The organism is Streptomyces sp. NPDC001480, from assembly GCF_042894725.1.
In the GTDB taxonomy this organism is placed as follows: domain Bacteria; phylum Actinomycetota; class Actinomycetes; order Streptomycetales; family Streptomycetaceae; genus Streptomyces.
In genome coordinates, this window is sequence record NZ_JBIAVX010000005.1 from 115,388 (window position 1) to 136,868 (window position 21,481).

At 74.3% G+C, this 21,481-nt stretch carries 16 protein-coding genes and 2 pseudogenes; 12 read left to right on the plus strand and 6 right to left on the minus strand.

Annotated features, from left to right (window positions below; translation table 11 throughout):
• Positions 1–6 precede the first annotated feature (6 nt).
• Both ACFY01_RS13485 and ACFY01_RS13490 read left to right on the plus strand, forming a co-directional pair.
• Entirely contained in the window at positions 7–582 is a 576-nt protein-coding gene (locus ACFY01_RS13485; RefSeq protein WP_390735866.1) for a toxin-antitoxin system, toxin component family protein, read from the plus strand.
• Positions 579–1,808, plus strand: coding sequence for an MAB_1171c family putative transporter (locus tag ACFY01_RS13490; protein WP_390735867.1), 1,230 nt, complete (start codon positions 579–581; stop codon positions 1,806–1,808). Before ACFY01_RS13485 ends, ACFY01_RS13490 begins: the two co-directional genes overlap by 4 nt.
• A gap of 43 nt (positions 1,809–1,851) precedes the next feature.
• Here ACFY01_RS13490 and ACFY01_RS13495 read toward each other — a convergent pair whose 3' ends face one another.
• Together ACFY01_RS13495 and ACFY01_RS13500 are read right to left on the minus strand one after the other, a co-directional pair.
• Positions 1,852–2,697, minus strand: coding sequence for an SMP-30/gluconolactonase/LRE family protein (locus ACFY01_RS13495; RefSeq protein ID WP_390735868.1), 846 nt, complete (start codon positions 2,695–2,697; stop codon positions 1,852–1,854).
• The gene (locus tag ACFY01_RS13500; RefSeq protein WP_390735869.1) at positions 2,694–3,467 is read right to left on the minus strand and encodes an IclR family transcriptional regulator; all 774 of its coding nucleotides are present in this window, start codon (positions 3,465–3,467) and stop codon (positions 2,694–2,696) included. Before ACFY01_RS13500 ends, ACFY01_RS13495 begins: the two co-directional genes overlap by 4 nt.
• A gap of 152 nt (positions 3,468–3,619) precedes the next feature.
• Here ACFY01_RS13500 and ACFY01_RS13505 point away from each other — a divergent pair, with 152 nt between their 5' ends.
• Positions 3,620–4,186, plus strand: a complete 567-nt coding sequence (locus ACFY01_RS13505; RefSeq protein ID WP_390735870.1) for a hypothetical protein — start codon at positions 3,620–3,622, stop codon at positions 4,184–4,186.
• A gap of 22 nt (positions 4,187–4,208) precedes the next feature.
• Here the strand turns inward: ACFY01_RS13505 and ACFY01_RS13510 are convergent, their stop codons facing one another.
• Complete coding sequence (locus ACFY01_RS13510) at positions 4,209–5,039, minus strand: SDR family NAD(P)-dependent oxidoreductase (RefSeq protein ID WP_390735871.1); 831 nt, start codon at positions 5,037–5,039, stop codon at positions 4,209–4,211.
• A 100-nt stretch (positions 5,040–5,139) separates the two neighbouring features.
• A complete protein-coding gene (locus tag ACFY01_RS13515) occupies positions 5,140–6,024 on the minus strand; it encodes a RimK family alpha-L-glutamate ligase (RefSeq protein ID WP_390735872.1) in 885 nt (294 codons plus the stop codon).
• A 163-nt stretch (positions 6,025–6,187) separates the two neighbouring features.
• Between ACFY01_RS13515 and ACFY01_RS13520 the strand changes: the two genes are divergently transcribed.
• The 9 genes and pseudogenes from ACFY01_RS13520 (at position 6,188) to ACFY01_RS13560 (ending at position 19,969) form a co-directional block, all read left to right on the plus strand.
• A complete protein-coding gene (locus ACFY01_RS13520) occupies positions 6,188–7,291 on the plus strand; it encodes a MerR family transcriptional regulator (RefSeq protein ID WP_390735873.1) in 1,104 nt (367 codons plus the stop codon).
• Between the two features lie 70 nt (positions 7,292–7,361).
• A complete protein-coding gene (locus ACFY01_RS13525; RefSeq protein ID WP_390735874.1) occupies positions 7,362–8,810 on the plus strand; it encodes an acyl-CoA synthetase in 1,449 nt (482 codons plus the stop codon).
• Positions 8,803–9,609: pseudogene (locus ACFY01_RS13530) on the plus strand (carboxyl transferase domain-containing protein); the annotation flags it as partial. The gene ACFY01_RS13525 and the pseudogene ACFY01_RS13530, both read left to right, overlap by 8 nt.
• A gap of 375 nt (positions 9,610–9,984) precedes the next feature.
• Positions 9,985–10,911 (plus strand): annotated as a pseudogene (locus ACFY01_RS13535) (carboxyl transferase domain-containing protein); the annotation flags it as partial.
• A 40-nt stretch (positions 10,912–10,951) separates the two neighbouring features.
• Complete coding sequence (locus ACFY01_RS13540; protein WP_390735875.1) at positions 10,952–11,329, plus strand: CU044_2847 family protein; 378 nt, start codon at positions 10,952–10,954, stop codon at positions 11,327–11,329.
• Between the two features lie 222 nt (positions 11,330–11,551).
• The gene (locus ACFY01_RS13545) at positions 11,552–12,991 is read left to right on the plus strand and encodes a serine protease (protein WP_390735876.1); all 1,440 of its coding nucleotides are present in this window, start codon (positions 11,552–11,554) and stop codon (positions 12,989–12,991) included.
• 24 nt (positions 12,992–13,015) lie between these two features.
• Positions 13,016–14,038, plus strand: a complete 1,023-nt coding sequence (locus ACFY01_RS13550; protein ID WP_390735877.1) for an AAA family ATPase — start codon at positions 13,016–13,018, stop codon at positions 14,036–14,038.
• On the plus strand, positions 14,028–18,827 hold the full coding sequence (locus tag ACFY01_RS13555; protein WP_390735878.1) for an SAV_2336 N-terminal domain-related protein: 4,800 nt from the start codon (positions 14,028–14,030) through the stop codon (positions 18,825–18,827). The genes ACFY01_RS13550 and ACFY01_RS13555 overlap by 11 nt, the downstream gene beginning before the upstream one ends.
• A 104-nt stretch (positions 18,828–18,931) precedes the next feature.
• Complete coding sequence (locus ACFY01_RS13560; RefSeq protein WP_390735879.1) at positions 18,932–19,969, plus strand: rod shape-determining protein; 1,038 nt, start codon at positions 18,932–18,934, stop codon at positions 19,967–19,969.
• Positions 19,970–19,993: 24 nt separating this feature from the next.
• Here the strand turns inward: ACFY01_RS13560 and ACFY01_RS13565 are convergent, their stop codons facing one another.
• Together ACFY01_RS13565 and ACFY01_RS13570 are read right to left on the minus strand one after the other, a co-directional pair.
• The gene (locus ACFY01_RS13565; protein WP_390735880.1) at positions 19,994–20,926 is read right to left on the minus strand and encodes an anti-sigma factor RsbA family regulatory protein; all 933 of its coding nucleotides are present in this window, start codon (positions 20,924–20,926) and stop codon (positions 19,994–19,996) included.
• Positions 20,923–21,288, minus strand: a complete 366-nt coding sequence (locus ACFY01_RS13570; protein ID WP_390736219.1) for an STAS domain-containing protein — start codon at positions 21,286–21,288, stop codon at positions 20,923–20,925. Before ACFY01_RS13570 ends, ACFY01_RS13565 begins: the two co-directional genes overlap by 4 nt.
• Between the last annotated feature and the right edge of the window lie 193 nt (positions 21,289–21,481).

The following is a 21,481-nucleotide window of genomic DNA, read 5'->3' on the forward strand; positions in this document are numbered from 1 at the left end:
GGAGCGATGGACATCGCGGGCGCACTCCGGCGCTTCCGGCCCGGTTCGGTGATGCGTGGCCTCGCCGCCGACCTCGCCCGCGCGGTCCGCGACCGCCCCAACCCCCCTACGGGCGTACGCGAGTTGTGCCGGGCCCTGTGCGAGGAGATGAGCGCGCGGCGCGCCGGGCGCCCCGTCGAGCTGCGCTTCGAACGCTTCCCCGACGAGATCGAAGTCACCGGCCTGTGGGTGGAGTTCCAGGACTTCGACCTCGTCATCGTGGAGGAACGGGCCGAAGCCGTGCAGCAACTGGTCATCCTGGGCCATGAGTTGTGGCATCTGCACGCCGGCCACCGGCACCACCACCGGGTGGGGGCGGCGGCGGCCCGTGCCCTCGCGGACGGCCCCGGCTGGCGCGACCTCGCCCTCACGGTCGCGGCCCGCAACGGCTCCCGGCAGGCCGACGAGGCCGAGGCCGACGACTTCGGGCACCGGCTGGCGACCCTGTTCCGGCCGTACGTCTCCGGCGACGGCCCGGGCGCCCCGCTCAACCCCGTCCAGCGCACCCTGGGCTACCGCGGGCGCGGAGGAACGGCCCGGTGACCCTGCCCTCGCTGGACCCCTCCGCACTCCTGGGGGAGCTGTACATCTCCTTCTGGATCCCCACCGCCGTGCTCACCGCCGCCCTGGTGATCAAACTGCCCACCATCATCCGGCTGTGGCGGGACCCGCTGCTGCGCGCGGTCGGCGGGCTGCTGCTGCTCGCCTGCGCGGTGTTCGTGTTCTGCACACCGTCGACGATCGCCCGGGTCAACCGGCTGGTGGGCGTGGCCAACGTCTCGGCGCCCTGGTGCTACTCGCTGATCACCGCGTTCTGCGGCTCCTGCCTGCTGCTCATCATCGCCTGGCGCAACGGGCTGTCCGACCGCTCGGCGGAGACCCGGCGCGCGATGCGCTGGGTCATCTCCGTCTACTCGGGGGTGATCGTCGCGCTGTGGGTGCTGTTCGCGCTCGCCGACGCGCCCGTGGAGCGGCTGCGGGACCTGGACACGTACTACGCCAACACCCCGTTCATGCGCGAGGAGATCGTCCTCTACCTCGTCGCGCACTCCGTGGCCTGCCTGATCACGTCCCGGCTGATCTGGAACTGGGCGCGCACCGACGGACTCGACGCCAGACTGCGCTGGGGGCTGAAGTCGCTCGGCGCCGGCTATGTGCTGAACCTGGTCTTCGGCTGGTCCAAGCTGATCGCCGTCGCCGCCCGCTGGACCGGTCACGACCAGGACTGGCTGAGCACCAGCTTCGCCCCGCTGGTGGCCGCGCTGTCCGCCATCCTGATCGCGGTCGGCTTCATCCTGCCGCACGCCGGCCAGTACCTGCACGACCGCTGGCGGGTCCGGCTCGCCCACCACGAACTGCGGCCGCTGTACCAGCTGATGCGGACCGTGAGCGGTGAGGGCGTGCCGTTCCTGCTGCGTGCCACGCCCGAGCTGCGGCTGACCCGCCGGGAGACGTTCATCCGGGACGCGCTGCTGCCGCTGGCCCGGCGCGTCGACACCTGCCTGGGCAGGCGGTCGTACGAGGCCGCGCTCGCCCTCGGCCACCCGCCGGACCGGGCCCGGGCACTGGCCGCCGCGGTGGTCGTCCTGGACGCCGTCGAGGCCCGTGGCCGCACCCCGGAACCGTCGGAGCCGGCCGAGTTCCCCGACACGACGAGCCTGCTCAAGGAGATCGGGGCCGTCTCCCGGGCCCTGAGGCACCCCGGCGCCCTGGAGGCGGTCCGGGTGCGGGCGACGGCCCCTGTCGCGAGCGTGCCCGCACACGAGTGACCGCGTCCCACCGCCGGCGTCCCCGGCGGTGGGACGGGCCCGGTCAGCCCGCGAACGCCGGCTGCGCCAGCCCCTTCCCCGCCCCCGGCACCACCAGCACCGACCCCGACAACGGATCCGGCGCCGCCAGCCCCGTCCGGGCGGTCGTGATGTACAAGTCGGAAAGCTCTGCCCCGCCGAAGGCGCAGGCGGTCGTACGCGGAGCCGGCACCGTGATCACCCGGTCCAGCTCACCGTCCGGCGTGTACCGCCGTACCGCCCCGCCGTCCCACAGCGCCACCCACACGCACCCGTCGGCGTCCACCGTGAGCCCGTCGGGGAAACCGGCGCCCTCCTCGATCTGAGCGAGCGGACGCCGCCCGGACACCCGCTCCCCGTCGAAGTCGAAGACGTCGATCCGCCGCGTGGGCGTGTCGATGTAGTACATGAGGGCGCCGTCCGGGCTCCACCCCGTGCCGTTGCTGACGGTCACGTCCGGCAGCACGGTCGTCACGGCACCGTCCGCCGCGACCCGGGCCAGCGTGCCGCCGCCCGTGGCCTCGTCGTAGCGCATGGTCCCCGCCCAGAGGGAACCGTCGGGCGCGACCGCCGCGTCGTTGGCGCGCCGCCCGGGGACCGGTTCGTGGTGCAACCAGCGGAAGGCGCCGTCGGGGTCGAGCAGCCCCACGCCGTCCCGGAGGTTGAGGACCAGGCCGCCGCCCGCCCGGGGCTTGACCGCGCCGACGTGCTGGGGCGTCGTACGGACCGTGCGCCGGCCCGACGAGGGGTCGTAGGTGTGCAGCCGGGACTGGAGGATGTCGATCCAGATCAGCCGGCCGGTGGCCGCGTCCCAGGTCGGTCCTTCGCCGAGCTCCGCCTCGGCCCGTATCGCGACCTCGTACGCCGTCATGCCACGCTCCGGTGTCCGAGCCGCTCCGACAGCTCCGCCGCGCCCTTCGCCGCGAGCTGCTCCAGCTCGTCCCGGCGGTCCTCGCTCCAGCGGATCATGGGCACGGAGATGGACAGGGCGGCCACCACCTGCCCGGTGCGGTCGCGCACCGGCGCGGCGACGCAGGACACGTCCGGGTTGGACTCGCGGTTCTCCACCGCGATCCCCCGCTGCCGGATCTCGGCGAGTGCCTCGCGCAGGGCGCCCGGATCGGTGATGCTGTTGGGGGTCATCCCGGCCAGCTCGGCGCCGTCCGGGATCCGCGCGGTCAGCTCCGGCTCGGGCAGCGATGCCAGCAGCATCTTGCCGACCGAGGTGCAGTGGGCGGGCAGCCGGCGCCCGGCCGCCGACACCATGCGCACCGCGTGCGTGGAGTCGACCTTGGCGATGTAGATGACGTCGGTGTCCTCCAGGATCGCCACGTGGACGGTCTCGTCGCAGGTCTCGGCGACCGAACGGGCCACCTGCTGGCCCTCGGCGGCGAGGTCGAGCTGCTCGGCGTAACGGCTGCCGAGCTGGTACGGACGTACGCCGAGCCGGTAGCGTCCGGGCTGGCCGGTCACGGGGACGATGTACTGCCGGGCGGCGAGTGTGGTGACCAGCTCGTGCACGGTGGTGCGCGGCAGCTGGAGCTTGCGCACGATGTCGGGGGCGGAGAGCGTCCCGTCCCCGTCGAGGAAGAGCTCGAGAATGTCGAGAGCCCGGGTCACGGCAGGTACGAGGCGTCCCATGTCCGGCCCCCTCCCTTGGGTTTCAGCGTCTGCGTTCGAGATTTCAACAGACGATCGGCATGACGAACACAGGCTAGTCATGGACAGTTGCCTGGGCAATGGGCGGGAATCGCGGGACCGGCGGGAACGGGTTACGCGGCACCATGGGGCGCATGCCTCTCGACTTCCAGCTGGTGCTGCTGCGCCGCATGGCCGACCACAATCCGGACCTGGTGGAGGACGCCCGCCGGGAGCTGGGCGTCTCGGTCGCCGAGATGCGGGAGGCCAACAAACGGTGGCAGGCGATGGTCCGCTCACCGCGGTCCCGCTCGGCGGCCTCGCGGTACCGCTCCGTCCTCGGCCCCCCGGAGTCCGAGGGCAAACGCGCCATCGGTGACCTGGAGTGCCGGGTCTGGCAGTGGCCGCTCCCCCTCTGGCCCGGCCTGCGCTTCGAGGTGCTGGTCTCGTCCGAGGGCGCCGTCTGGAACGAGTGGCTGGTGCGCGCCCCCGGAGCCGAGGGCCCCGACCTGCGGACCGTCGAGGACCTCACCCCCTGGTCCTGCACGGTCGACGAGGCCGCCCGCGCCTTCGCCCCCGCCCGCCCCCTGGAGGGCACCGCCCCCACCCGCTGGGGCCTGGCCTTCACCGCCCCCGACGCGCGGGGCGTCCCCAGGGAGGTCGTCGCCGAGTTCACCTGGGGACTGCTCCAGCGGACGGCGGTCGTCGGCGAGGACCGCTGAGCGGGAGCGGATCAGGCGCGGATCAGGCGTCGAACGCCGTCGCCCTGGCCTGCTTCTCCCAGGCGGTGACATCCTCGCGGACCTGCTCCAGGTGACCCAGTACGGCACTCACCGCGTCCTCGCCGAGCGCCAGCCGCAGCGGGGTGCGCTCGGCATCGAGCGCGGCCAGGACGACGGCCGCCGCCTTGGCCGGGTCACCGGGCCGGGTGGCGTCGGCGGCGGCGAAGAAGCCGCGGATCTCGCTCGCCGCGGTGTACACCCCGCTGTCCGCGCTGGCCCCCACCCGCCCGGGGTCGAAGATCGAGGTCCGGAACACCCCCGGCTCCACGATCAGCACCTTGATGCCGAACTCCCGCACCTCGTCCGCGAGCGCCTCGGACATGCCCTCCAGCGCGAACTTGGTCCCGCAGTAGGCCCCGCCACCCGCGAAGGACGTCTGGCCGCCCATGCTGCTCATCTGCACGATCGCGCCCGACCGCCGCTCCCGCATGTACGGCAGCACCGCCCGCACCAGGGCCGCCGGACCGAAGACGTGCAGGTCGAACAGGTCGCGCAGCTCCCGGTCGGTGGTCTCCTCGACGGCCCCGACATGGGCGCGGCCCGCGTTGTTGACCAGTACGTCGATCCGCCCGTGCCGCGCCACCACCTCCCGTACGGCCGTCCCGGCGGCGGCCACGTCGGTCACGTCAAGGCGCAGCGCCTCCACCCGGCCCGGATGGGCCTCCACCAGGTCGTCCATCGCCTCCGGGCGCCGCACCGCGCCGACCACCACGTCACCGGCGGCGGCCGCCGCCCCGGCGATCGCCCGCCCGAGGCCACTGTTCGCCCCGGTCACCAGCCACACCCTGTTCACGGCGACTCCTCGTACGTCCTGCCTTTCGCGTCCTGCCTTTCGACACCATGGACGCGCATGCCCGGGACCCGCGCCACCTGGCTCGCCCCGGGCGAAGGACTCAGGCGCCGGCGGCCGCCGCCAGGATCGCCTCCGTCACGCGGGGCAGCGACCCGGGGTGCAGGAACAGGAACAGGTTCGGCTCGACCAGTTCCAGCTCCATCACCCGGGGCTTCCCGTCCGCCCCGTCGGCCAGGTCCACGCGCGCGTACAGCAGCTCCGGCGCGTCCGGTACGGCGGCCAGCGCCCGCTCGGCGACGGAGAGTTCGGCCGGGGTCGGGGTCCACGGCTCCAGGTCGGGGTGGGCCACCTTGTCCGCGTCGTAGGCCGTGCCGGCCGCGAGCACCGCCCGCTTGCGGCTGGCGTGCAGCAGCCGGCCGCCGAAGAACTGGAGCGCCCGCTCACCGCTGACGTCGATGTGGGTCAGGTACGGCTGCACCATCGCGGTCAGCCCCTCCGCGTGCATCCGGGCGAGCTGCCGCAGCGCCGTGTCCCGTTCGGCGGGCGTGTACCGGGCGGCGAACCGGGCGCCCGCGCCGAAGGTCGGCTTCACCACGAAGTCGTGGTCGCCGGGGAGGCCGTCCGCGGTCACCGCGTCGCCGAGGGCGAGGTACCGGGTGGGCACCACGGGCACGCCCGCCGCCGCGAGGTCGCCGAGGTAGCGCTTGTCGGTGTTCCAGCGCACGACGGGGACCGGGTTGGCCACGCGGGTCACCTTCGCGCACCGCTCGGCCCAGGCCACGAACTCCTCGGCCCGCCAGCTGTAGTCCCAGGTCGACCGTATGACCACCAGGTCGAAGCCGCTCCAGTCCGTGTCGGGATCGTCCCAGGGGACGGCGACCGCGTCGGCCCCGGCCGCGCGCAGCGCCCGCACCAGTCCCGGGAGATCACGGTCCTTGCTCGGCTCCGCTCCGGGGGCGTAGGTGGCTAGTGCGATGCGGGGCACGGCGGGCTCCTTCGGCGCGGAGGGGGACGGTCGCCCCGCAGGCTAACAATCTCCGCCGCGGCCGAGACATGCCGTTGACCTTCCCCTTCGGTGAAGCCCCAGCATCGGAGGCGGGAACCGGAGGCCCGGAGAACTACGAGGTGCACATGGAGATGAGGTGCACATGGAGATGCTGACGATCGGCGCCTTCGCCAGGGCGTCCCGGCTGTCGCCCAAGGCGCTGCGGCTGTACGACGAGCTGGACCTGCTGCGGCCCGCACGGGTCGACCCCGGCACCGGCTACCGCTACTACGCGGCCGGGCAGCTCCAGCAGGCCCGGCTCGTGGCCTGGCTGCGGCGGCTGGGAATGCCGCTGGCCGGGATCCGTGAGGTGTGCGCCCTGCCGCCGGATGAGGCCGCGCGGGAGATCCGGGCGTACTGGGCGCGGGTCGAGGCGGAGACGGCGGTACGGCGGGACCTCGCCGCGTTCCTGGTCGACCACCTGTCGGCCGGCCTGTCGACGGAACCGAGGAAGGACACAACCATGCTCGAACTGCGCTACAGCGCCCACACGGACACCGGCCACGTCCGGCCCGCCAACCAGGACACCGTGTACGCGGGCCGGCGGCTGCTCGCGGTGGCCGACGGCTACGGCCCGGCGGGCGGACCGGCGAGCGGCGCGGCCGTGGAGGCACTGAAGTTCCTGGAGGGCGCGGACCTGTCGGCGGGCGGGGTGCTGAACCTGCTGGAGGACGCCGTGCAGGGCGCGGGCCAGGCGGTCCAGGACCTGGCGGCGGACGGCTCTCCAAGTACGGGCGAGGACGTCGGTACGACCCTCACCGCCCTGCTGTGGACGGGCTCCCAGCTGGCCCTCGTACACATCGGCGACTCCCGCGCCTACCTGCTGCGGGACGCGGAGCTCTTCCGCATCACCCACGACCACAGCGTGGTGCAGTCCCTCATCGACGAGGGCCGCCTCACCCCGGACGAGGCCGCCAGCCACCCGCAGCGCGCCCTGCTCGCCAAGGCCCTGACCGGCACCGCGCCCCCGGCCGTCCCGGACCTCCGGCTGCACGACGTCCGGCCCGGCGACCGGTATCTGCTGTGCTCGGACGGCCTGTCCGGTGTCGTACCGGACGACGACATCCGGCGCCTGCTGGCCGAGGGCCCGGACCCCGACCGCGCCGCGCACGCCCTGGTCGACGCGGCGAACGCCGCAGGCGGCCCGGACAACGTCAGCTGCGTGGTGGCCGACGTGGTCGAGGCGGCGGCGAGGAGCCTGGTGTAGGACGCGAGGAGCCTGGTGTAGGAAGGGGGTGTTGGTGCCGAGTGCCCCCGACGCTTAAGGAGTGCCCCGCGTGTCCTCCCTCTTTCCGGCCCTGGCGGATGGTTCGGGCGAGCGAGTCGCCCTGCGGTTCGGCGACCGGTCGTTGACGTACGGAGAACTGGGTGCCGCGGCGGGCGCCGTGGCCGAGCGGGTCCGGGACGCGGGCCGCCGGGTCGCGGTCTGGGCGACGCCGGAACTGGAGACGGCGGTCGGGGTGGTGGGCGCGCTGCTCGCCGGGGTGGCCGCGGTGCCGCTGAACCCGAAGTCGGGTGAGAAGGAGCTCGCGCACATCCTCTCCGACAGCGCGCCCGCGCTGGTGCTGGCCGCACCGGGCGCCGAACTACCGGCCGCCGTCGCCGGCTTGGCGCGGGTGGACATCGACGCGCACGGTGCCGGGACCGTCCCCGAGGACCGTACGCCCGAGGGCGACCCGGCGCTGATCGTGTACACCTCCGGCACCACCGGCCCGCCCAAGGGCGCGGTCATCCCGCGCCGGGCGGTCGCCACGACCCTGGACGCGCTGGCCGACGCCTGGCAGTGGACCGGGGACGACGTGCTGGTGCACGGGCTGCCGCTGTTCCATGTGCACGGGCTGGTGCTGGGCATCCTGGGCCCGCTCAGGCGCGGCGGCTCGGTACGGCACCTGGGCCGGTTCGGCACCGAGGGCGTGACCCGGGAGCTGAACGAGGGCGCGACCATGCTGTTCGGGGTGCCGACGATGTACCACCGCATCGCCGAGGCCCTCCCGGCCGACCCGGAGCTGGCCAAGGCCCTCGGCCGGGCCCGGCTGCTGGTGTCGGGCTCGGCCGCGCTGCCGGTGCACGACCACGAGCGGATCGCGGCGGCGACCGGGCGGCGGGTGATCGAGCGGTACGGCATGACCGAGACCCTGATGAACACCAGCGTGCGGGCCGACGGCGAGCCGCGCGCCGGGACGGTCGGCGTGCCGCTGCCGGGCGTGGAGCTGCGGCTGGTGGACGAGGACGGCACGGAGGTGGCGGCGTACGACGGGGAGACCGTCGGCGAGATCCAGGTGCGCGGCCCGAACCTGTTCACCGAGTACCTGAACCGGCCCGACGCCACCGCCGCCGCCTTCACCGCCGACGGCTGGTTCCGCACCGGAGACGTCGCGGTGCGCGAGCCCGACGGGTACGTGCGGATCGTCGGCCGCAAGGCCACCGACCTGATCAAGAGCGGCGGTTACAAGATCGGCGCGGGTGAGATCGAGAACGCCCTGCTGGAGCATCCGGGGGTACGCGAGGCGGCGGTCACCGGGGAACCGGATCCTGACCTGGGCGAGCGGATCGTGGCGTGGATCGTCCCGGCGGACCCGCGACAGCCGCCGTCCACGGCGGAGCTGGCCGACCACGTGGCCCGCCGCCTGGCTCCGCACAAGCGTCCCCGGGTGGTCCGCCACCTGGACGCCCTGCCCCGCAACGACATGGGGAAGATCATGAAGCGGGCGCTGGGCGATGCCTGAACGCCTGTCGGCACGGGCGATGCTCGACCTGGTCACCGACGAGGGCACCTTCACCGAACTCCCTTACCCGGTACGGGAGTCCGATCCGAATGGCCCCCTCTCCTGGCAGGGCTACGACGCCTCGCGCGCCCGCGCCGCCGAACGCACCGGCGAGCGGGAGTCGGTGGTCTGCGGCACCGCGAGCGTCGAGGGCACCCGGGCCGTGCTGATCGCGTTCGAGTTCGGCTTCCTCGGCGGCTCGCTGGGCGAGGGCACCGGCGACCGGCTGGAGGCGGCGTACACCCATGCCCGTGAGCACCGGCTCCCGGTCGTCCCGCTGGTCGCCACGGGCGGCAGCCGGATGCAGGAAGGCATGCTCGCCCTCACCCAGCTCCAGCGCGTGGCCCGCCAGTCCGTACTCACCCGCGAGGCGGGCCTGCCTCAGATCGCGGTGCTGCGGGACCCGACCACCGGCGGCGGCTGGGCCACCCTCGGCGCCGGCGCCGACGTGATCCTCGCCCTGCCCGGCGCACAGATCGGCTTCGCCGGCTCCCGCGTCCGCCCACCCGACGCCGACCCGACCGCCTACACGGCCGAGGCCCAGGTGACAGCGGGAGCAGCGGACGCGGTGGTGCCTCCGGCGGAGCTGCGGGGGGTGCTGGGCCTGTGGCTACGCCTGCTTGCGGGCGCGCCGGCGCCACGGGGGCCCCAGCCCGGGCCACCCGGCCCCTCGGTCGCACCCGACGCCACGGCCGCCCACGACACGCCCAGCGCCGCACGCACGGCCGACTCCCCTGGTACCGCGGGCACTTCCGGCACACCCGACGCCTCCGGGGCCCACGGCACGCCCGGCGCCGCAAGCGCGGCCGCCTCCCCCGGTACCGCGACCACTTCCGGCACGCCAGGCGCTCCCGGCACACCGGGCCCCTCGGCCGCCCACGGCACGCCCGGCGCCGCAGGCGCGGCGGACTCCCCCGACACCGCGGGCACTTCCGCCGCATTCGCCGCTTCGGGCACACCGGGCCCATCCCGCGCCCACGGCACGCCCGACGCCGCAGACCCGGCGAACTCTCCCAGCACCGCGACTCCTTCGGCCACACCGGCCCCTTCCGGCGCTCATGGCACGCCAGGCGCCGCAGACGCGGCGGACTCTCCAGCCACTATGACCACTTCCGGCACGACAGCTGCTTCCGGCACAGCGAGCGCTTCTGGTGCATCCGACGCTTCAGGCGCAGCGGGCGCATCCGCCACACCCGCCGCCCACGGCACGCCAGGCGCCGCACGCCCGACCGACTCCCCCGGCACCGCCACCACTTCCGGCGCATCCGCGACGGGAGCCGGGGGCGAAGCCCGTGCCGCGCGACCGTTGGCCCCGGCCGCAGTGGCCCCCGAGACCGCGGCCGCGCCGCCCCCGACCCGCGTCGAGCCGGCCCCCGTCCCCGCCGCTCTCGGTGTCACGGGGCTCCCCCGTACCGGCTGGGCCGCCGTGCGGCGTGCCCGCTCGCCCGAACGGCCTCGCGCCCAGGCCTATCTGGACGCCTGGTTCACCCGCCGGGTCGCCCTCTCCGGTGATCGCTGCGGCGGCAGTGACCCCGACGGCATGCTGTGCGGCTTCGGGGAACGGGACGGTCGTACCGTCGCCTATGCCGCCCAGACCGGCACGGCCACCCGCCCCGCCGGATACCGCACGGCCGCCCGGCTGATACGGCTGGCGGACCGGCTGGGCATCCCCGTGCTGACGCTGGTGGACACCCCGGGCGCGGCGAACGACGCCGAGGCCGAGCGGCAGGGCGCGGGGGCGGCGATCGCGGACCTGTTCGGCGCGGTGGCCGCCGCCCGGGTCCCGGTCACCACCCTGGTCGTCGGCGAGGGCGGCTCGGGCGGTGCGCTCGCGCTGGCCGCGCCAGGCAACACCTGGGCCACACCGGACAGTTACTTCTCGGTCATCGCCCCGGAGCTGGCGGCCGCGATCCTCAAACGCCCGCCGGAGGAGGTGGAGGCGACGGCCGAACAACTGTGCATCCGTCCGCAGGATTTGCTACAGCTGGGGGTGATCCGGGGGATCGCGGACCACCCGGAGGGCGGAAGCGGGGACAGGGCCGGTCGCCTTCCACCACAATGAAGCTGACACCGGATCAGCACACGGGGGAGCGATCGGCGCCATGAACAAGCTGGTGGAGTTCAAGACCGAGGACGGCGCCGTCGTCGTCGTGGAGACCGCGGAAGCGGCGACCGGCTCCCGGCTCGTGTCCCGCGGCGACGGACCGGCCGCGCAGACCACCCGTACCTTCGAGAGCGCCCTGGACGGGGTGCGCGCGGCGGCCCGGTCCGCGCTGCGGGTCTTCCGGGACGGCACGCTGCGGCCCGACTCCGTGGAGCTGGAGTTCGGGGTGAAACTGAGCGCGGAGGCCGGGGCAGTGATCGCCAAGGGCGCGGCGGAAGGACAGTTGGTGGTGCGGCTGAGCTGGACTCCGGGTCAGGTCCCGGCGGAACCCGCGGCCACGGTACCGGCGGTCTCGGAGCCCACCGCCCGGTCATGAGACGCCCAGCCTGGCATGCCCGGATCGCGTGCGGGCGCGAGGTGGGGGCGGGCTTCCTGGTGACCCGCAGCAAGGTGCTCACGTGCGCGCATGTCGTGCGGGACCGGGACTGGGCACAGGTGACCGTGGCCTTCCCGCACCGCAGGGACCTGAGCGAGATGCCGGCGCGGGTGGCCGTGCACGGCGGCTGGCGGGACGACAAGGACCCCGGCGACCTGGGTCGTGCTCCAACTGGACCGGGAAGTGCCCCTGGACCCGGCCAGGTTCGCCCCGCCCGACGCGGCACACGGCAGTCCCGCCCCGGAACTGGAGGCGTACGGCTTTCCCGAGGGGTACGACGAGGGATCCATCGCCAAGTACCGCGCCGTGTCCGGCACGCTGATCGCCGACCAGTGGGTGCAACTGGAGGCCACTCAGGGCCACGGGCAGCCGCTCGCGCCCGGTTTCAGCGGCGCGGCAGTCGCCCTCCCCGACGGCAGGGTGGTCGGCATGATCGCGCAGAGCGCGGCCGAGCCGGACGTGCGGGTCGGCCGGATGCTGCCCACCGAGGTCATGGCCCGCTACTGGTACCACCTCGGCAAACTGGTCCCCCCGTCCGGCGCCGACACCCCGGACGTGTCCCACCGGCTGTACGAGCTGGTGGAGCGGGCGGAGGGGACCGGTCTGGCCTGCGACCCGAACCGGCTCTACGTGGCCGCCGTGGGTCCGTTCGGCCCGGCGCTGCCGCCGGACCGGTTCGCCTCGCTGCGGTCGGCGGCCCGGCACGTGCACTGGGAGGTCGAGGACCCCGAGGCGGTGACGAGGTTCGCCGACCAGCTGGAGGACCTGCTGGAGAGGCCACCCGCGCCTGCGGCCTCCGCATGGTCCCCCATCCTCGTCGAGCTGGACCGCAGCGGCGAGGGCCACGACCGGGTCGCCGTGCGGGTTTCCGCCTACCGCGACGGGCTGCCGCATCCCGTGGGGACGGCCCGGCTGCCCAGGGCGGAGGTGCAGACGTACGTGCAGAAGGGCATAGACGACGCGTTCACCCACCTCGCGCCCGGCACCGAGGAGCTGATCACTTTCGTACTGCCGCGTGAGTGGCTGAACGAACCAGTGGCGCACTGGGAGTGCGGCCCCGACGACCCCACTCCCCTCGGCTGCGCCCACCCCCTCGTCGTGGCGGACCGCTACCGGCACGACAGCGCCCGTATGCGCCACCAGCTCACCAAGACCTGGCAGAAGTCGCGGGCCGGCCAGGGCACACCACGCCTGCACCGCGTCGACTGCGGCAACCGGGAACGCCCGCCCAGCCTGCGCAAGCGGCTCCGCGACGAGGAGGCGCACCTGGCGGGCTACGCCACCGGGCCCGCCGCCGCGCCGGACCACTTCGCCGCCGCCCTCAGCGCCCCCGTCCCGGTGCTCCTGTGGCCGCGCACGGGCTGCCCCGGTACCGCGCACGACGACTCGCCCTGCCCGGGCACCGCCTTCCTCGACGCGCTCGCCCAGTACGTCGACGGTGTCCCGCCCGCCGAACTCCCCCGGCACATCCAGTGGTTGCGTGAGGCGGCCGAGGCGGACGACGACCCCGACCGGCACTGGGCGAGGGACGTCCAGCTCCTCTGGGACGACCCGCGCTGCTTCCCCCGGCCCACGGCCGGCCTGCACTCCCCCGTCGCCTGAGCCGCCTCAACGGAGAAGGAACCCATGCCCCTGTGGCCCGTGTACACCGGCACCAAGGAGCCGCACGACGGCATCACCGAGCTGCCCGCTCCCCCGCCCTGGCGGGCCTTCGACGGCGGCCCCGCACTCCACACGCCTCCGGACACCGCCGACACCGCGGCCACCTCCCCCGACCGCACGCACCGCGCCGAGACGTACCAGGCCACCCCGCAGACCGTGCAACTGGTCAACGCGGCCCTCTACCTGCGCCGCCCGCTGCTGGTCACCGGGCCGCCCGGCACCGGCAAATCCTCGCTGGTGTACGCGGTCGCCCGGGAACTGCGGCTGGGCCCGGTGCTCCGCTGGAACATCACCAGCCGCAGCACCCTCCACGACGGCCTCTACCAGTACGACCCCCTCTCCCGTCTGTACGCGGCCCGCCAGGCCGCCGCTCTCGACGCGGACGCCCCCGTCCCCGAGACCGGCATCGAGGACCACCTGCGCCTGGGCCCCCTGGGCACCGCCCTGCTGCCCTACGCCCGTCCCCGTGCCCTGCTCATCGACGAGATCGACAAGAGCGACCTGGACCTGCCCAACGACCTGCTGAACGTGCTGGAGGAGGGCCAGTACGAGATCCCCGAACTGGTCCGCGCCTCCCGCCACGCGCCCACCGCCGAGGTCATGGTCGCCGGCACCCACGAACGCGTCCCCGTGGAACGCGGCCGGGTCCGCTGCCACGCCTTCCCCTTCGTCGTCCTCACCAGCAACGGCGAGCGCGAGTTCCCGCCCGCCTTCCTGCGCCGCTGCGTCACCCTGCGGCTGCGCCAGCCCGAAGACCACCACCTCTTCGAGATCGTCCGCGCCCACCTGGGCGAACCGGACGAAGACGCGCAGGCCCTCATCACCCGCTTCCTCAACCGGATCGGCGGCGGCGACCTCGCCACCGACCAGCTCCTCAACGCCATCTACCTGGCCCGCTCCGCCGATCTGGCCCCGGCCTCCCTGAACGAACTGGCCGAGCAGCTCATGCCCTACCTCGGCGGGGCCGAGCAGGCAGATGCCTTCTGATCCCACCGCCGCCTCGGCGCCCCTGGCCCGCCTGGCCCACGTACTGGCCGAGGCGGCCGGCGGGGTGCGCCCGACGCCGCTGGAGCTGGCGGAACTGCTGTGGCTGGCGCGGCAGATGGAGCCGACGGCCGGAGCGGATCCGCGTCCGGCGCCGGCCCCGGAGCCCACGGACACCGCGGACGCGCCGGACGCCACGCCCGCCACCCCGGAACCCGCACCACCTCGCCCCGCACCGGAGCACACCCCGACGGAGCCCGAGTCCCCCCGCGCACCGCTCCATCTGCCGGCCCCCGGCAGGCCACCGGGCGGCCCCTATGCCTCCCTCCTGGCCCCGGCACCGCCGATGCTGCGCCACCCCCTGGGTCTGCAGCGCGCCCTGCGCCCCCTCAAGCGCCGCACCGACGCCCCGGTCGGCCGCCGCCTCGACGAACACGCGACCGCGGACCGCATCGCCCGCCTCGGCGCCGCCCCCGAATGGTGGCTCCCGGTGCTCCGTCCCGCGCGGGAACGCTGGCTGCGCCTGAACCTGGTGTACGACACCGGTCCCACGATGCCCGTCTGGCGCCCCCTGGTCCGCGAACTGCACACGGCACTGGCCCAGTCGGGCGTGTTCCGCACGATCGACCTGTACCGCGCGGCCCCCGACGGCACGGTCCACGGCCACGGTGCGCACACACCCGCCGACGGGCGCACGGTCACCCTCCTGGTCAGCGACTGCATGGGCCCGCAGTGGCGGGCGGGCGAGGCGGCGGGGCCGTGGTACGCCACCCTGCGCCGCTGGGCCCACCGGATGCCGCTGGCCGTCGTCCAGCCCCTGCCCGAACACCTGTGGCGCGACACGGCGTTGCCCGCCGCCCCCGGCCTGCTCGCCGCACCGTTCCCGGCGGCTCCGGCGGCAGCGCTCACGTTCGCACCGTACGAGGAGAAGCCGCGGGCCGACGGAGCCGTACCGCTGCCCGTGCTGGAGCCGGGACCGAGATGGCTGGCGAACTGGGCCGGGCTGGTGGCGTCCACGGGCGCCCGTTTCCCCGGCTCGGCGGCCCTGCTGGACGGCCCGCTGGGCCCGGACGACACCGAGGAGCGTACGGACGTCGGCCGGCTCCCCGCCGAGGAACTGGTACTGCGCTTCCGTGCCACCGCCTCCCCGGAGGCGTTCCGCCTGGCCGGCCACCTCGCCGTGGGCCGCCCCGACCTGCCGGTCATGCGGCTCGTGCAGCGGGCTGTCGAGCCGTACCCGCAGCCGCAGCACCTCGCCGAGGTGATCCTCAGCGGCATGCTGACCGCGACCGAGGGCCCGCCCGGGTCGTACGCCTTCCGCCCCGGGGTCCGCGACCTGCTGCTGCGCAGTCTGCCCCGGTCCGCACGGGGGCGGACCACGGAACTGCTGGCCCGGGTGGGCGGCCTGATCGAGGAACGGGCGGGGGCGACGCCCGGGGACTTCCGTGCGGTGACGCCCGCGGCGGGCGGGGCGGACTCGGCGGGGGCCGAGGCGGACGGGGACGCGTTCGCGACCGTGCGGCCGGAGAGTGTGCGGCAGTTGGGCGGGGGCGCGGCGGGTGCTCCGGGGGTGCCGCGGGGGCTGGGGGCGCGGTACCGGCTGGTGCGGCGGATCGGTTCCACCGGGTCCGTGTGGCAGGCCGAGGACACCGGGGCGAACCGGACGGTGGTGCTTCGGCTGCACGAGCCGATCCCGGATGCCGCGGGGCGGGAGGCGTTCCTGCGGGACGCCGAGCGGCTGAAGGCCCTCGCACACCCGAACGTGGTGGCCGTCCACGACTTCGGGATCGAGGACGACGTGCCGTACGTCGTCATGGAGCACCTGGACGGCATCGCCCTGAACACGCTGGCGGCCCCCAACGGCTACCGGCTCCAGGTGCCCCTGACCCTGCGCATCGGGCAGCAACTGGCGCTCGCCCTCAAGGCCGTCCACGATGCGGGTATCGTCCACGGCGCCTTCGGGATGTCCCGGGTGATGCTCCTGCCCGGCGGCGAGGTCAAAATCAGCCTCTTCGAACCGGGCAGGGCATCGGGCCCGTCGGCACAGGCCGTGGACCTGCGGGCGCTGGGCGAGATCCTTTTGCTGCTGGCATCGGGAGCCCCACGGCTGACGGCGCCCCTGCGGCCGGAACAGCTCGGCCACCTGTCGGACGGCCTCGCCCGCGAGTACGCCCCCGCCCTCAGTCTGCTGACGTCACGACTGCTCCGGGAGCAGCTGCGAGGCAGGGACATGCTCACCCGGCGGTTGTCCCGGCTCCCGCACCGGCCCGAGTCCCACCAGTACCGTGTCCTGGGCCCGGTGCACGTGGAGTTCAACGGCGAGATCCTGAACTTCTCCCCGCTCGTACGGGCCACGCTCGCCATACTGCTGTTCAGGCGCGGCCGGCAAGTCACCCACGAAGAGTTCAGAACAGGGTTGTGGCGCCCGGGGGACGAGCCCCACGACGCGCCGGCGGCCCTGGCCCGGATCGTGTCCCGGTTGCGAAGTGCTCTGGGGCCCGGCGTGCTGGCGAAGACCCCGAACGGCTATGCCCTGCACACCAGCGTCGACGACCTCGACCTGGTCAGATGCGAGGAACTGGAGCGGGAGGCCACGGCACTGGCCGAGCAGGGCGACCTCGCCCTCGCCCGCGAGCGGATCGACCGGGCACTGGCGCTGTGGGACGGCCCCGAGGCCCTCTTCGAGGTCCCCGGCCCGGCCGCCCGCACCGCCCGCACCCGGCTCCTCCAGCTCCGCCTGGCCCTGCACCGCAAGCTCGCCGAACTCGACCTGGACCTTGGCGAGTACGACCGCGCGGCCACACAACTCACCGAGCTGCTCCGCTCCTCCCCCTCCCGGGAGGACTTCCGCCGGCTCCTCATGCTCGCCCTGAGCGGCCAGGGCCGCACCGAGGAAGCCCTGGACGTGTTCGAGGAGTACGAGCTCTCCGGCGGCCGGAGCCCGGAACTGCTGGCCCTCGGACGGGAACTGCGCGAGGAGTACGGCGGGCCGGAGGACTCCTCCCCGGCGGACGGCCGGGGCGACTCGGCACCCGACGACTTCACGGCGGCGCTGGACGAGCACCCGGAAGGGCCCTTCCCCACCGAGGACGAGCTGCCGTCGATCTTCTTCGCGCAGGAGCACGGCGCGGAGGAGGCCCCGCTGCCGCGGGACGACGTGCCGGAGAGCCTGTTCGCCGAGAACGGGCCCGACCACCGTACCCTCGTCCACTACGAGTTCGCGGACGGCCGCCGGGACCAGGAGGCCCACGCCGCGCTCGGCCGGGCGGTGGCTCGGCTGCTGACGGAGAGCGGGCCGGCACTGGGATACGAGTACGAGCTGGTCGAGAACGACCTCGGTTACTCGGTGATCGTCCCGGTGGGAGTGTCCGTGCGGTCGTTGCTCGTGGCCACCGTCAGGTGGTTGCCGCACCGGATGCAGGAGCTGGACGGCGCCCGGCTGAAGGCCGTCTTCCGGTGCGTCTGGGCCGACGGGTGGACCGAAGGGCCCGACGACCAGCGGGTACGGCGTGCACAGAACGCGGAGGACGGCATCATCGCGGTCCCTCCCCGTCTCCGGGCCGAGCTGGCCGCGGCCGTCGGCGACGTCGGACTCAACCCGCTGACGGAGGACCCGGCCGACGGGTTCTACTGCCTGGTCCCCGTACCGCCCGGGCCTCCGGGCGGTACCGCGCCCCCGCTCCGTGGACCCTTCCCCCTCCCTCCCCTCGCCCCGCTCCCAGAACCCGCCGGACGGATCAGGGCGGTCGTCTACACCGGCCCGGACAACGCGCTCAGTCTCACCCGGTCCTCGACCGCCACGGGCTACTACGAGGTTGATCTCAACGGGCGCCTGCTGGAGCTCGCGGACGCCGGGCCGGCCGCGGACGGCGCCACCGTCTTCGAGGTCACCGGTAAGGCGATGTGGTGGGTCACCGACCCGATCGAGGCCGTCGCGAACGCCGACGGGGTGTCGCCGCCCGTCGCCGTCCGGGACCGACTGCGCTCGCGCCTGGCGCACGTCATCCTCAACTACCCGCCCACCCGCGCCGCTCAGGCGGAGACCGAGTTCGGTGACGGTCCGGGCGAGGACGCCGTGCCCGGGTGCACGGTCCGCTGGCAGCTGTCCCTCACCGCGACCCGCCGCCCGCACCCGGCCCTGTCGCAGCGGCCGGCGAGACGCGAGCTCGTCGACGCCCTGCGGGGGGCCGCGACCGTCATCTTCGGCTTCGACGGCACCCTGGCCCGGCTCTTCCCCTCAGACAGCGCACCCCATGCCGTGCGCGAGCTGCTGCTCGGGCTGGGCGTCCTGGACGCACCCTCCCTGTCCCACCCGCTCGACCTGCTGCGGGCGTACCAGGGTCACCCCACGCAACGTCAGCTGCGGGAACGACTGGCCCAGCTCGAGCGGACGGCCGTGCTCCGTGCCGAGCCCGTGCCCGACGCCGATCTGCTCATCCGCACACTGGCCGACCAGGGCCGGGCGGTGGCGGTGGTCACCGACTGCTCGGCGGAGGCGGCGACGGCGTACCTGGACCGGCGCCGGCTCGTCGACTGCCTGTCCGGCGGGATCCACGGCCGTGACGACTGGGACCTGCGGCTGATGCCCGATCCGGCCCGCGTGCTCCGGGCCCTGGCCGGGCTGCGGCGCCCGTGCCTGATGGTCGGCTCCGGCCGGGCCGCGGCGGAAGCGGCGCGGGCGGCAGGGGTGGCCTTCGTCCGGGTCGATGCCACGCACGCGATGGTGCACGGCACCGCCGGCCTGGTCAGCGACGGCCTCTTCCCCCTCCTGCAAGCCGCCCAGGCGCTCTGAACCCCGTCCAGCCGCACCCCCACCCGGCCCCCTTAAAAAGGCGCCCGCCCCCCGTGCCCGCGCAGGATGCACAGAGGAAGCCCGCGCGCTCGGAAGGATCTGCCGTGGCCGTCAGTCTGGAGCAGTTGCGCCGCTGCCATTTCGCCGTGGACATGGGAGCGGCCCGGACCCGTGTGTACGTCAAGGGCCCGGGGCTCGTCGTGGACGAGCCGTCCGTCGCCGCCGTGAACACCCGTAGCGGCTCCCTGATCGCGGTGGGCGAGTTCGCGGAGCAGATGACGGGGCGGACACCGGAGTACATCCGGGTGGTACGGCCCGTCTCCGGTGGCACGGTCGTCGACATCGAGATGGCCCAGCGCATGCTGCGCCACCTGCTCGGCGACAAGCTGCGCCGCAGCCTGCGCCGCAGACCACGGCTGCGTGCGGCGGCCTGCACCCCGCACGACGCCGATCCGCTGGCCCAGCGGGCGACGATCGAGACGCTGGCCGGGCTGGGTGCCCGGCGCGTGGAGTTGGTCGACACGCTGATCGCCGCGGCCGTGGGGTGCGGGCTGCCCGTGGAACGGCCCGAGGCGACCATGATCATGGTGTGCGGGGCCGCGGCGACGCAGGTCGCCGTGCTCTCCCTGGGGTCGATCGTCACGGCCCAGCGGATCCCGGTGGGCGGTGAGGCCGTCGACCACGCGATCGTGCAGCACCTGCGGCACGCGCACGCACTGATGCTGCCGAGCCAGTCCGTTCGGCCGCTCCAGCTCGCCCTCGCCGGCACCGGCCTGACCCCGCACGGCCCGGCATCCGCCGAGATCCACGGGCGGGACGTGGTCACGGGCCTCGCCCGCAGTGTGCGGGTCGACACCGCCGCCGTCCGGAAGGCCATCCAGACCCCGCTGACCGCCGTCCTCGACGGCATCGGCAAGGTGCTGCGGGACTGCCCGCCGGACCTGGTCGCCGACCTGGCCGACCGCGGGATCATGATGGTCGGCGGCTCCGCGCTGCTCCCCGGCTTCGACCAGATGCTGATCAGGGCGACCGGTATGCCGGTGCACATCGCCGAACGGCCCGACATGTGCGCCATCCAGGGGATCGGCGCCATGCTGGAGGGCAGCATCGCGCCGCTGGTGCTGGATCCGCCGGCCGCCTGAGAGCGGTGTCGCCGAGCGTGCCGCCTACCGCGACAGGTAGCAGCGGATCGTGGTGCCGTCCACTCCCGTGTGCAGCCGTACCAGGTCGGCCACCAGGTTGACCAGCAGCAGGCCGCGGCCGCCACGCTGGTCGCGGCTCGCGGGCCGGCGGCCGGCCAGCGGGTCGGTCAGCCGGCCCTTGTCGCGTACCTCGCAGACGACGGACCCGTTCTCGGCCCAGACCCGCAGGCGGCCCGAACCGCCGCCGTGCACCACGCTGTTGGTGGTCAGCTCGGCCGTGATCAGCGCCAGGTCCTCCAGACGGATGCCGGTGAGCCCGAGCCGTGCGCCCTCGGCGGTGGCGGTGTGCCGGGCCTCGGAGAGGGTCTCCTCACGGAAGTCGAAGGACAGTCCGTCGGGGGCGGCCGGCAGCGGCTCGTTGTAGCGGGCGACGACGGCGTCGGGGGCGTACTCGCCGCTGGGCCGGCCGCCGGTGGCATCGGCGGTGATGACGGTCGGGTGGGTGGCGTACGCGTCCGCGAGGACCTGTTCGTCAAGACGCACGGTGTCGTACGGGCAGAGGATGGTGACGTCGCGGCCCTGGAACGCCGCGTTGATCAGCGCCTCGTGCTGGACGCAGGCGGGGTACTCGGCTGCGCTGCGACCCGCCCAGATCGGCTCGCCGATGATCCGGACCCGGCGGCCGGGCGGCTGGGTGTCGGCGAACGCGCGCAGCACACCGGGGATGATGCGGCCGGGGTTGCGCCCGGCCTCGCGCATGTCCAGGAACCGCACGGACGCGGCGTCGGCGCCCAGCTCGTCCTGGATGAGCCGCAGGTTCTCGCCGGGGACGGCCACCGCGACCGGTTCGCCGTCGGCGAGCCCGTCCCGGATGAAGGGGACCGTGCCCGCGAGGTACTGCTGCTCGTCCGCGTAGAACAGCGCGGGATGCACGAAAGGTTCGGCCACGGCGGTCATGACTTCGACACCTCGATCGTCCGGAGGCCGGGCCAGAACAGTTCCAGGAGGCGCGGCAGGGCGGGCGGTGGCCGGTCGACGACGATCCGGCGGCCGTCGGGAAGCCGCTGGGCGGCGCCCGCGAGCGCGTCCACACCCGCGACGTCCACGAACGTCACCGCGGAGAGTTCCAAGTAGTACACGTCCTCGTCCTCGCGAACAGCCTGCTCCAGCGCGCCTTCCCAGATCCCCCGCGTGGCCAGGCTGACCTCGCCCACCGCCTGTACGCCGGTCCGTCCGCACAGCGGACGGACCCGCAGCTGGGGAACCTGTACCGACGGTGCGATGCCGCCCGGCGGGGCGTGTCGCGCGGGCTCGGAGATACTCACGCCGTCTCCTCGGTGCTCAGGGCCACGAGTTCCCAGTATGCGCCGCCGTCACCGCCCCGATGCCCCGGACCGCTGGAAATCGCCGGTCGCATCCGCATCTTCCCCTTCTTCACTCCGCGCCACGCGTACCCCGCCGCACACGGGGCACGCGTACGTTGACCCGCGCCATGAGGCGGCGCACACGCGC

What these genes read in the sequence shown, in the direction of transcription:
- ACFY01_RS13505 (WP_390735870.1), top strand. Translation starts at nt 3,620, where the DNA reads ATGCCTCTCGACTTCCAGCTGGTGCTGCTGCGCCGCATGGCCGACCAC.
- ACFY01_RS13555 (WP_390735878.1), top strand. Translation starts at nt 14,028, where the DNA reads ATGCCTTCTGATCCCACCGCCGCCTCGGCGCCCCTGGCCCGCCTGGCC.
- ACFY01_RS13520 (WP_390735873.1), top strand. Translation starts at nt 6,188, where the DNA reads ATGGAGATGCTGACGATCGGCGCCTTCGCCAGGGCGTCCCGGCTGTCG.
- ACFY01_RS13540 (WP_390735875.1), top strand. Translation starts at nt 10,952, where the DNA reads ATGAACAAGCTGGTGGAGTTCAAGACCGAGGACGGCGCCGTCGTCGTC.
- ACFY01_RS13565 (WP_390735880.1), bottom strand. Translation starts at nt 20,926, where the DNA reads ATGACCGCCGTGGCCGAACCTTTCGTGCATCCCGCGCTGTTCTACGCG.
- ACFY01_RS13485 (WP_390735866.1), top strand. Translation starts at nt 7, where the DNA reads ATGGACATCGCGGGCGCACTCCGGCGCTTCCGGCCCGGTTCGGTGATG.
- ACFY01_RS13550 (WP_390735877.1), top strand. Translation starts at nt 13,016, where the DNA reads ATGCCCCTGTGGCCCGTGTACACCGGCACCAAGGAGCCGCACGACGGC.
- ACFY01_RS13500 (WP_390735869.1), bottom strand. Translation starts at nt 3,467, where the DNA reads ATGGGACGCCTCGTACCTGCCGTGACCCGGGCTCTCGACATTCTCGAG.
- ACFY01_RS13495 (WP_390735868.1), bottom strand. Translation starts at nt 2,697, where the DNA reads ATGACGGCGTACGAGGTCGCGATACGGGCCGAGGCGGAGCTCGGCGAA.